This is a genomic window from Mycobacterium sp. 360MFTsu5.1 (genome assembly GCF_000383495.1).
In the GTDB taxonomy this organism is placed as follows: domain Bacteria; phylum Actinomycetota; class Actinomycetes; order Mycobacteriales; family Mycobacteriaceae; genus Mycobacterium; species Mycobacterium mucogenicum_B.
Window position 1 is genome coordinate 358940 of the sequence record NZ_KB911464.1, and the last position, 11360, is coordinate 370299.

At 66.2% G+C, this 11360-nt stretch carries 9 protein-coding genes; 2 read left to right on the forward strand and 7 right to left on the reverse strand.

Annotated features, from left to right (window positions below):
• Positions 1-3: 3 nt before the first annotated feature.
• The 5 genes from glmS to H289_RS0108600 form a co-directional block, all read right to left on the reverse strand.
• Entirely contained in the window at positions 4-1869 is a 1866-nt protein-coding gene (gene glmS / locus H289_RS0108580) for a glutamine--fructose-6-phosphate transaminase (isomerizing) (RefSeq protein WP_029104968.1), read from the reverse strand.
• A gap of 53 nt (positions 1870-1922) precedes the next feature.
• Positions 1923-2681, reverse strand: a complete 759-nt coding sequence (locus H289_RS0108585; RefSeq protein WP_020100367.1) for an SDR family oxidoreductase — start codon at positions 2679-2681, stop codon at positions 1923-1925.
• A gap of 104 nt (positions 2682-2785) precedes the next feature.
• Entirely contained in the window at positions 2786-3451 is a 666-nt protein-coding gene (locus H289_RS30095; protein WP_020100368.1) for an SDR family NAD(P)-dependent oxidoreductase, read from the reverse strand.
• A 207-nt stretch (positions 3452-3658) separates the two neighbouring features.
• On the reverse strand, positions 3659-4369 hold the full coding sequence (locus H289_RS0108595; protein ID WP_196810003.1) for a TetR/AcrR family transcriptional regulator: 711 nt from the start codon (positions 4367-4369) through the stop codon (positions 3659-3661).
• Positions 4370-4377: 8 nt separating this feature from the next.
• Positions 4378-5670: an FAD-dependent monooxygenase gene (locus H289_RS0108600; protein ID WP_196810004.1), complete on the reverse strand. Its 1293-nt coding sequence runs from the start codon at positions 5668-5670 to the stop codon at positions 4378-4380.
• A gap of 149 nt (positions 5671-5819) precedes the next feature.
• On the opposite strand from H289_RS0108600, the gene H289_RS0108605 reads away from it, so the two are divergent.
• Positions 5820-6305 carry a DUF4334 domain-containing protein gene (locus tag H289_RS0108605; protein WP_020100371.1) on the forward strand — a complete coding sequence of 162 codons (486 nt, stop codon included), beginning with the start codon at positions 5820-5822 and terminating at the stop codon, positions 6303-6305.
• A gap of 220 nt (positions 6306-6525) precedes the next feature.
• The gene (locus H289_RS0108610; protein ID WP_155944075.1) at positions 6526-9279 is read left to right on the forward strand and encodes a helix-turn-helix transcriptional regulator; all 2754 of its coding nucleotides are present in this window, start codon (positions 6526-6528) and stop codon (positions 9277-9279) included.
• Here H289_RS0108610 and H289_RS0108615 read toward each other — a convergent pair.
• Together H289_RS0108615 and H289_RS0108620 are read right to left on the reverse strand one after the other, a co-directional pair.
• Entirely contained in the window at positions 9276-10700 is a 1425-nt protein-coding gene (locus H289_RS0108615; protein WP_029104969.1) for an ATP-binding protein, read from the reverse strand. The genes H289_RS0108610 and H289_RS0108615 overlap by 4 nt on opposite strands.
• A 1-nt stretch (position 10701) precedes the next feature.
• Positions 10702-11355 (reverse strand): nitroreductase, encoded by a 654-nt coding sequence (locus H289_RS0108620; RefSeq protein WP_029104970.1) that lies wholly within the window; start codon positions 11353-11355, stop codon positions 10702-10704.
• Positions 11356-11360: the final 5 nt, after the last annotated feature.

Genomic DNA, 11360 nt, shown 5'->3' on the forward strand with positions numbered 1-11360 from the left:
GGTTCACTCGACGGTGACGGACTTGGCCAGGTTGCGTGGCTTGTCGACGTCGTAGCCACGGGCTTGGGCCACCCCGGCGGCGAACACCTGAAGCGGAATCGTCGACAGCAGGGGCTGGAAGAGCGTCGACACCGCAGGCATCTCGACGAGGTGATCGGCGTAGGGCCGGACCGTCTCGTCACCTTCCTCGGCGATGACGATCGTGACCGCGCCACGCGCCTGGATCTCGCGAATGTTGCTCAGCAGCTTGCTGTGCAGCATCGCGGCGTTCTTCGGCGACGGCATCACGACGATGACGGGCAGGCCGTCCTCGATGAGCGCGATCGGCCCGTGCTTGAGCTCGCCGGCCGCGAAGCCCTCGGCGTGCATGTACGCCAGCTCCTTGAGCTTCAACGCACCTTCCAACGCGACGGGGTAGCCGACGTGGCGGCCGAGGAACAGCACCGTCTGCGACTGCGCGAACTGATGCGCCAGCGCCGTCACCGGCTCCATGCACGTCAGCACCCGGGCGATCAGATCGGGCATCGCCTCGAGTTCGCCGAATTCGCGCGCCACCTCGTCGGGATACTTGGTGCCGCGGGCCTGGGCCAGCGCCAGCCCGACCAGATAGTTGGCGGCGACCTGCGCCAGGAACGTCTTGGTGGACGCGACCCCGATCTCCGGCCCGGCGCGGGTGTAGAGCACCGCGTCGCATTCGCGGGGAATCTGCGAACCGTTGGTGTTGCAGATGGCCAACACCTTGGCCTTTTGCCCCTTGGCGTGGCGGACCGCCTCCAGCGTGTCGGCCGTCTCGCCGGACTGTGAGATGGCGATCACCAGCGTGCTGCGATCCAGCACCGGGTCGCGGTACCGGAATTCGCTCGCGAGCTCCACCTCGACGGGCAGCCGCGTCCAGTGTTCGATGGCGTACTTGGCCAGCAGCCCCGAGTGGTACGCCGTGCCGCAGGCGACGATGAAGACCTTGTCGATGTCGCGCAGTTCCTGATCGCTGAGGCGCTGCTCGTCGAGCACGATGCGACCGTCGGCGAAGTGTCCGAGCAGGGTGTCGGCGACCGCCGCGGGCTGCTCGGCGATCTCCTTGAGCATGAAGAACTCGTAGCCGCCCTTCTCGGCGGCCGACAGGTCCCAGTCGATGTGAAAACGGCGAGTGGGGACGTCCTCGCTGCCATGGAAGTCGGTCACCCGGTAGCCGTCCGCCGTGATCACCACGGCCTGATCCTGGCCGAGCTCGACCGCCTCGCGGGTGTGCTCGATGAAGGCGGCGACGTCGGACCCGAGAAACATCTCGCCCTCGCCGACACCGATCACCAGCGGCGTCGACCGCCTGGCGGCCACGATGGTGCCGGGGTCGTCGGCGTTGGCGAACACCAGGGTGAAGTGGCCTTCGAGCTGGCGCAGGACCGACAGTACCGAGCCCTCGAAGTCTCCCGCGGTCTCCCCGTCGCGGTAGGCCTGCGCCACCAGGTGGACCGCCACCTCGGTGTCGGTGTCGCTGGTGAGCTCGACGCCGGCGACCTCCAGGTCGGCGCGCAGCGCCGCATAGTTCTCGATGATGCCGTTGTGCACCACGGCGAACTTGCCGCTGCTGTCCCGATGTGGATGGGCGTTGCGGTCGGTGGGACGGCCGTGCGAAGCCCAGCGGGTATGGCCCACGCCGGTGCTGCCGGCGAGAACGTCGCCGTCCGTATCGTCTAGCGCCGCCTCAAGATTGGCCAACCTGCCGGCACGTCTCCGGACGGTCAGCCCGCCGTCTCCACCGAGCAGCGCGACGCCCGCTGAGTCGTAGCCGCGATATTCCATCCGGCGCAGAGCGCCCATCAGAATGTCGCAGGCGGGCCGGCGCCCCACATAGCCGACGATTGCACACATGTCCGCAGATCCTTTCGTGGGTCGTGGCGTCGGGCGGTGGAAGGGGCCGCAGATCAGCGGCGCGCCAGCCAGTCGACCAGCCGCGTGGTGCCCAGTTCGGCCTCGTCGTCGGTGACGAGCGTCGTGTAATCGATGTTCAGCCCGCTGTAGGTCGCCGACGGGTCGTCGAGGACGTTGAGCGTGCGGCTCTGGTGGCGCAGCACGGCGCGGGCCATGTCGGAGAACGACATCTTCTGCGGGCCTCCGACGTTGTGAATGGTGTAGAGCGGCTCGTTGACGGCAACGCGGGCCAGGATCGCGGTGACCTCGGAGGAGTCGATCGGCTGGATCAGTGCGGCCGGGGCGTGCACCTCGTCGCCGGCGATCAGGGATTCGGTGATGGGTTCAGCCAATTCGTGAAACTGTGTGGCCCGCAGGACAGTCCAAGGAACCCCCGAGGTCGCAGCCGCGCCCTCCTGGGCGACCTTGCCGCGGATGTATCCGGCTTTGGGGGCCATCTCGTCTGCGCCGACGATGGACAGCACGACGTAATGTCTGACGCCGGCCTTGGCGGCGGCAGCGGACAGGTTGGCCGCGGTCTTTTGGAAGAAGGCTTCAGCGGAGTCCTCGGGGGTGGCGGAATTGATCACGTCGACGACGACCTCAGCGTCGGCGAGGGCATCGTCAAGGCCCTGTCCGGTGAGCAGGTCGACACCGGAGTCACGGGAGGCTGCGGTGACGTTGTGACCAGCGTCGCGGAGTAGGGGGACGAGTTGACGGCCGATCAGCCCGGTAGCGCCGATGACGGTAATGCTCTTCGTGGGTTCGGCCATTGCCGTGCTGCCTTTCTGTCGAGATGACGCGGTTGAAAAGTGTTCCGCTACATAGTGTTCGGCTTTGGGTTGGTGCGTAGTCTGTCCGGACGGATTCTCCCGGGTTAGGAGTCGCCCGACCGGGCGTCAGTCCATCGTGAGCGATCCATACGCGCGACCCGCTGACGCGTACGCCCGATGGCGGCTCCACCGTCAACGCTCAGGGTGGTGCCGGTGATGCAGGTTGCGCGGGGTGAAGCGAGAAATGCGATGGCTGTGGCGATTTCACTGGGCTCCGCTGTGCGCCCGAGTGCGTTGTCGGTTCCCGGGGGGCCGGGAGCGACGCTGTTGACCCGGATGCCGTGCGGGCCGAATTCGGCCGCCCAGGTGCGGGTTAGAGATCGGAGGGCAGCGCTGAACTCGGGCGCGCTGGGGAGAACGTTGATTATCGCGCCGCCGCCACGGCGGATCATCGGTGGGGCCACCGCGGCCACCAGGAAGTACACCCCTTGGAGAAGGTGTAGGTCGGCGATGACGGCGGCGGCAATCAGGATGTCGATCGGGGTCTGCCGCGCAAGAAAATCGACGTCACCTAGGTCGGCAAGGCTAGCGGGAAGGAACCGCGTGCCGCTGCCGAGCCGAGATGCGGCTAGCTTGCCCCGGTCGGGGTCCTCGTCACTGACGATGACGTGGGCGCCGGCGTGTGTGAGCAGCTGCGCGGTGGCCAGTCCAATGCCCGAAGTCCCGCCTGTTACCAGGGCGGTGCAACCCCTTAGTTCCGCAACGCTCACGTAGCCTCCAATACCGCGTTGCGTCAACACTGTCAGGCGCACCGGCGGTAAGGCCCACGGAAACCTCGTAGTCCGCGAGCAGGCACGCTAGCCGCCGACCTTCGGTTCGCCCGGGGCGCCGTCCCACCGGGTGTCGGCCAATCTAGAAGTCCGTCGGGTGTCCGTCCAGCGCGCTTCTGTCGTCGCCCCGCCAGTGCGATCCACGGGTCAGTGCGTGTTCTTTCCAGCGATGATTTCCCGCACCAAAGCGGCACCGCGTTCCAGGAAGTCGATGCCGTCCGCGACGACCCTGCGCATCTGCGTCTTCGTCGGACGTTCAGGTCCCAACAGCGCGGTGACGGCCTGGGCCAAGACAGTCGCAGGATCCGACGTCGCTGGTTCGGTGTGCTTCTCGTCGCCGAGAAGCAGGAAGCCGCGATAGAGCGCCATGAGTGCATAGGTTTGCGCGTCAAGACTCCAGTCCGTGCGCGCAAGGCCGTTGTCCCGCCAGGTCGGCAGCAGCGTGTTCATCAGCGCGTCGGGCCCCAAGGCGTCCACGAGTGCCGCGGACGTCGGGTCGTCGGCAAGCGACCCCAGCAGTTCGTCGTCGTCGCGCAGCATCGCTTTGACGAACGGTCGATGTGCTGCCCGGTTCATCAGGCTCGGGAACAGCCGAGAGGGCCGGGCCAAATCTGGGTCGGTCCGCAGGTCGCCGATGAACTGTTCGGCAAGGTCGAGGAAGTCGCGACCGATCAGACCGAGAAGGAGTTCGGATTTGCTGGACCAGTAGAGGTATACGGTGCCCGTGCCGACGTGCGCCTTCTGCGCGACGGCGGCGATGGTGACCGCCTTGCTGCCGCGCCGCTGCAACAAGTCCTGAGCAGCGTCGACGATGCGTGCCGCCGTCGGAGAATGGTGCTCCGGGAGTTCGGATGTCACGTCTGTATTCATACCGTCGCCGGCGGCTTGATTCCGAGACGTTGCAGCGCCGTGGCCGTGATGTCGGCGGTCCGCGCCTCCACGGCGCCCTCCAGGATGGCGCTGAGAACCCGACGCCCAATCGAGAAGCGTGTCACCACGGACATCGCCCGCCGCAGCCGGACCTGGCCCGACGTGTCCGGAACGAAGAACGCCCGCTGTTTCAGGCCCACCGCCTGATATTCCTGGACATAGGGGCGCAGCCCCTGCTCCCATTCGCTCAACGCGGTCGCGGTGTCGTGGGGGTGGCGTTCAAGAAGCTCACCCAGCAGGTCGGCGCCGATCAGACCGGCCGAGACGCCCATCCCCGCATAGAGCGTGACGCACCATGCTGAATCGCCGAGCAGCACCACCCGCCCCTCGTGCCAACGGTTCATGTGGACCTGCTCGGCGGAATCGAAGAGCACATCGTCGGCGTGGTCGAGGACGCCGAGCACGTCGGCGAGCGTGGCTCCGAGGGGTTGATCGGAAAAGATTTCACGGATGCGTTCAGGGGCGGGGCGGGTGAACTCGGCGTCTACGTCGTCGGTCCGGTAGGAAATCATGATGGTCGGGTTGTGGTCTTCGAACGCGAACACCCACATCGCCCGGTCGGGCTCGACCAACTGCACGCTGACGCCCGGCTCGAGACCGGCCGGAGTGCCGGGAAATTCGAATGCGGCGACCATGTAGCCCAAGCGATGCAGGTAGTTCTCGTGTGGGCCGAATGCCAGGGACCGTACCGTTGACCTCAGTCCGTCGGCGCCGACCACGAGGTCGAAGCGTTCTGTCACGGTGTCGCCGGACTGCGAGTTCAGCAAGGTGACGTCAACCCCCTGGTCGTCCTGTGTGATGGCCGTCGGCACCGTCGAGTAACGGACCTCCACATCAGCGGGCAGCGTAGCGAAAGCGGCTTGCTCGACGTCACCGCGCAACATCAACCACGGACGCCCCGGCAGATCCTTCATGGAGAAGGTGCGAAGCTGGTGTCCGCTGCGGTCAATGAGGTAGCTGAGGGCGCCGGGATTGCGGTCGTGAAGGTGGCCGAGGATGCCGAGTCGATCCGCGGCGATCATTCCTGCCTCGAAGAGTCCGATGAAGTAGCCGCCCCGTCGGCGTTCTGCGGCGCGCTCGATGATCACGGGCGTCCATCCCGCGGCGCGCAGGCGCGTTGCTGCGGCGATCCCGCTGACACCCATTCCGACCACCAGGGCACGGTTGTTGTCGGGCCTCTGTCGCTTCAATGCTGCTTGTTCGGTAGTCATACTGAATATGATCGTCATTTATTCAGTTTCATTCCCCCGACGTTGGGGTTGCTGAGCGCGGACTATTCCAGCTCCCCGGCCGGTTGCACCGATCGGCCCCGCCGAGGCGCCCAAGAGCGAAAGGACCCCCCACGATGACTCCGATCCGGTGCTGTGGGACCACAGCTGTGACCCAGCGCGAGCTGGAGGTCCTCTACGACAAGCTGGACCCCGTGGGGATGGAGGCGTTGATCGGCACCTGGAAGGTGGACCCCAGTTACGCCGAGACGCCGGGCGGCAAGATGTTCATCGAGAGTGGTTGGTGGGGGGTGCGATTCGTCGACTCCGAGACCGTCGATCCGCTGTTGTACCCGGACACGGACGGCACAGGAGTGTTCGCCGCCGACCTGGTGTCGCTGCTTGCGCTGTTCGACACGGGTTCGCGGGACGTCTCGGCGCGGAGAAGGGACGTCGAGACCATGACGCCGAACGGGCGGGTGCGCTCGATCGAGTACCGCGGCGTGGTCAGCAGCGCACTGATTTATGACCGGGCGCCGGTCATCGACTATTTGCGCGCCGTAGACCGCGACACGATCGTGGCCGCCGTGGAACGGCGTGGCATGGTGGACCGTCCTGCATACGCGCTGCTTCGCCGTTGCGCTGAACCGCGGTGAATGGCATCGCTGCGAATGCGCTGCAACGCCCGCGAGACCAGTCGACACCGGTTCGGAAGAGTTCGCGTCGCCGAATCAACGGGGCGGCTGGCTTACTGCATTTCATTGCGCTGGGCTCGACCCGGCTCCGTGTTTGTCGGCATCCGGGGATCACGCGTAGCTCTGCCGTCCGTGCGCAAGCGTGGCAGAATTTGCCCGTGTTTGGCCCACGGGTCGTGAGTTGACGACAACCTCCTACCAGGTCGTGGCGTTGTCGGGCCGCGATCCCGAGTGGCAAAGGCTGCACCAGCTGCTCACCGCCCTGCGGTCTGGCCGCAGCGAGGTTCTGGTGCTCGTCGGCGAAGCTGGTATCGGCAAAACCGCTCTTGTGCAGAACCTCCGGGACTCGGCGGCTGACTGCACTGTGCTGTCTGTGGCTGGCGTGGAGTCCGACATGGATCTGGCGTTCGCCGGTCTGCAGCAGCTGTGCGCACCAGTGCTCGGCTTCCGCGTGGGACTTCCGCTACCGCAACGCGAGGCTCTAGAGCACGCCTTCGGCATCAGCGATGCCGGCGGTGCGCCCCATCGCTTCTTGGTCGGGCTAGCGGTGCTGGGGCTGCTGGCTGCCGCCGCCGAGGAACGGCCGGTGCTCTGCTTGGTCGACGACGCGCAGTGGCTGGACTCGGTGTCCGCGCAGACGCTGTTCTTCGTCGCGCGTCGCCTGGACGCCGAGGCGGTCGGTCTGGTGTTCGCGCAGCGCAGTGCGATCGACGGCACGGCAGGTCTGCCGACCCTGGAGGTGGGCGGGCTCACCGACGGGGACGCCCGCAAGCTGCTGGAGTCGGCCCTTCCGGGGCGTCTCGACTCCGCCGTCGCGGACCGCATCGTCGCCGAGTCGCGCGGTAACCCCTTGGCACTGCTCGAAAGCTCACGAGCCCTCAGTCTTCTCGATTCCACCGGAGCGCAACACGGGCCGGTGAGCGCTGGCGTCGAAGGGCGATACCTCCAGCTGGTGTCGGAACTACCCGCCGAAACGCAGATGTGTCTGGTGACGGCGGCCGCGGAACCAGTGGGTGATCCGGCGCTGCTGTTCGGCGCCTTGGCGCACCTGGACCTCAAACCCGTCGCGATGCTGCCGGCGCAGGACATTGGACTTCTCAGGATCGACACCCGCGTGCAGTTTCATCACCCGCTGGCGCGTTCGGTTGCCTACCGATCGGCTACCCCGGAACAACGGCGGCGCGCGCATGGAGCGCTGGCCGCAGTGACCGACCCCGCGGTGGATCCGGACCGTCGGGCCTGGCATCGTGCGCTGGCCTGCGAGGCACTTGACGAATCGGTGGCGCTCGACCTGGAGGCCTCGGCGGGCCGAGCGCGGCAACGGGGCGGAACAGCCGCCGCGGCAGCTTTTTTGACGCGGGCAGTCGAGTTGACACCCGACCCGTCCATGCGTAGCACCCGCGCGCTGGCCGCCGCGGAAGCTCACCACGAGATCGCGTCCTTCGACCAGTCACGCCACCTGCTGGCGACGGCCGAACTGGGTCCGCTGACCGATTTGCAGCGGGCACGATTGGCTCAGTTGCGGACGCGATTGGCGTTCACGTCGGCACGGGCCAGCGGGCATGCCGCTGCCTTGTCCGAGGCGGTCACCGAATTCACGGCGGTGGCCGCGCAGCTGAAGGTCCTGGACGCTGCTCTGGCTACCGAGACGTACCTGGAGGCGCTGAGTGCGGCGATGTACGTGGGTCGCAGCGCGCCTGGTCTGACTGTGCAGATCGCCGAGACCGCCCGGGCAGCGCTGGCGAACCTGCCACCGCAGACGCCACTCGACGTGATCACCCACGCGCTGGCCGATCGCCTGGCCCTGGGCGCCGCGGCGGCGATGCCGGCGATGCGCCGCGCACGGGATGCCCTCATGGGGTGCGTCCGCTCGGATACAGGATGGTTCTGGCGAGCCTTTCCGCTGGTGCACGAATGCTTGATCCACGAGACGTGGGAGGACGGCTGGAGCGTGGTGTCGGCGCACGCCGTGCGGTTGGCCTCTGATGCCGGGGCAATGGCACTGCTGCCGTCGGCGCTGCTGTCGCGCGCCGGTGCACACGTAGACAACGGTGAATTGACCACAGCCGCTGGGTTGGTCGCCGAGGCCGGCGATTTGTCGAACGCCATCAACTACGTCCCGTTGCGGTATCACGGCCTCAGCGTGGCGGCATGGAAGGGTGACGATGCCGAGGTTGCCGCGCTCGCAGCCGCCGCAATCGAGTCGAGTCGACTCCGCGGCGAGGGTCGCGCGATTGGGTTGGCGCATTACGCCACGGCGTTGGTGAACAATGGGCGTGGCCGCTACCCCGACGCCCTTGCCGCCGCACGCCGAGGACTCGAGTATGACGACCTCGGCTTCCACGGCTACGTGTTGGTCGAAGCGATCGAAGCGGCTGTGCGCACCGACGACCTGCAGTTCGCCGAGCAAGCACTTGAGCAACTGCGCGAGCGGACACTGGCGGCCGGCACGCCGCGGGCGCTGGGTTCGCTGGCCCGCTCGGAAGCGCTTCTCAGCAGCGGAAAGCGCGCCGAAGCGCTCTATCTGCAGAGCATCGGGTATTTCGAGGCCACCTCCCAGGTGGTGCAACTGGCTCGGGTTCGGCTGTTGTACGGAGAGTGGTTGCGCCGCAACGGTCCTGCGACTGCGGCGCGAGAGCCGCTGCGAGTTGCCCATAGGGATCTAGTCACGATGGGGTCGATGGCGTTCGCTGAGCGGGCCCGCCGCGAGCTGCAAGCTTCGGGGCAGAAGACCAGGAAGTCGCCCACCGCCGTCGGCGATGACCTGAGCCCTCAAGAGCGCCAGATCGCCGAACTGGCAGGCAAGGGTCTGACCAACCAGGAGATCGCCAGCCAGCTGTTTCTCAGTGCGCACACCGTAGATTGGCATCTGCGCAAGGTGTACACCAAGATGGGCGTTCGCACCCGACGTGAGCTCCGGCAGAAGTTCGCTTAACCGGGGGCAGGGGCCGGAGCCTCCAGGGGCAGGCACACGATGAACCGCGTGTCACCCGGTTCGGACTGCACGGTGATGTGGCCATGGTGCCGGTTCACCACGACCCGCCACGCCAAGTCCAGACCCAGGCCGGAGCCGGATCCGACAGGCTTCGTGGTGAAGAACGGATCGAAGATGCGACCGAGAATGTGCTGGGGGATCCCAGGGCCATCGTCGCAGATCTCCACCCGGACCATGGCGTCGCCGTCGCGTAGGGTGCGGACGGTGAGAGTGCCGTGTCCGTCCATTGCGTAGAGCGCGTTGCTTATCAAATTGGTCCACACTTGGTTGAGATCAGCGGGATAGCAGTGTATTTCGGGTAGAGAGAAATCGAGGTCCTTGACCAGGGTGACGGGCTTTCCCTTGTCGGCCATGGCGATCTTGTCGCCGAACATCAGCACGGTGCTGCGTAGCATTTCGTGGATGTCGATGCACTGATATGGGCCGCGGTCCATCTGCGAGTAGGGTTTGACGCCGTTGACCAGGGTTGCGATGCGGGCGCCGGCCTCGGAGATCTCACGGACCCTCATCTCGGTGTCGACGAACTGCTTGATCCAGCTCACGGCGCACTCCAAAGTTGCCGCTGTCACCGCCGTCTCGATGCGCTCAAGCCACTCTTCGTCGACGCCGGCGTCGACGAACGCCGAAGTGTAGCGCCAACTGTCGGCGATACCGCGCCTCGCGAGCCAGTCGTCGAGTGCTTCTTCGCGGTCCGCGGTCTCCAGCGGAGACAACGGTGATGGGGTCGCTACCAAGCTGGTGATGCCGGCACGGATGTCGAGCAGGTCGCCCAGCGCTTCGGGGGCGGTCATGGCGAGCGCCCTGAGATTTCGGTCGGACTCAGCCATACTGTCGCGCAGGTCGGCCACCGCCCGGACGGTGGCTGCAGCCGGGTTGTTCAGCTGGTGGGTGAGGCCGGCGGTCATGGTCGCCAAGGCGTGTTGGCGTTCCTGCAAACCGAGCAGTTGACGCTGACTCAGACTGCGGGCAACACTGGTGTCGAGCAGGTGCATCGCGATCGGCCACCAGCTCTGAGTAAAGCGGGCGAACGACTCGGCCTCAACAACGAATAGCCGCGATTGCAGCGTCATTCGGACAGTGACGTCGTGGACGTGGGTGGAACTGGAGATCGCGCCGAAGTACGTTCCGAGCTCGGAAGTGCGATGCAACTCGACGTCACGGCCGCCGGATCGCTTGGTCGCAACCACTTCACCGCCGTCGAGGAACACGTAGAAGAAACTGGCCGGCTCACCTTCACGAGCTACCGGCCCCGGCCCGACAGTGTGGACGCTTCCATTGCTGCACAACGCATCGAGTTGCTCGTCGGTGAGGAACTGAAAGATGAAGACTGTCCGAAGCTCGTCTCGAAGGTCTGCAGTCACGTTATTCGTCAAGAAGAACGACGTTTTCGGAGACTGGATTTCGCGGAGTGTCGATGCTGTTGGCCACAAAGGCAGGGTCGGCGTAGCCGATGCAGATGCCGCACAGAACGGTCAGGTCGTCGGGAATGTCGAGCTGCTGGCGCACCAGGTCCGGGTAGAGCGCGGTCGAGACCTGCACGCAACTGTCAAGACCGCGTTCGGTCAGGGCGAGCAGCAGGGTCTGCAAGAACATACCCACCCCGACGGCGTCGGGCAGTCCGAGGTCGCGGTGCATGCAGACGATTCCGGCGACCGGGGCGTTGAAGAAGTCCCAGTTGCGCAGCTGGGCGTTCCAGCGTCCCTGGCTGTCGTCGCGTGCTACGCCCATCGCACCGTAGAGCAGGGCGCCGAGCTGGCGGCGCAGGTGGCTGTGGGAGTCGGGCAGACCCAGTGTGGGCGGCGGGTCGGTGCGCACCTTCGCGGCCAACGACGCGGCGAGGCGGTCACGGCGGGCGCCCGATGCCAAAAACAGCCGCCAGGGCTGAACATTCGAATTCGACGGTGCCCGCATGGCCAGCGTCAGAGCTTCGCTCAGCAATTCTCTCGGGACGGGCTTGTCGGACAGGAACATACGCGAGGAGTGGCGGCGAATCACCACATCATCGAAGTCCATCATGATCC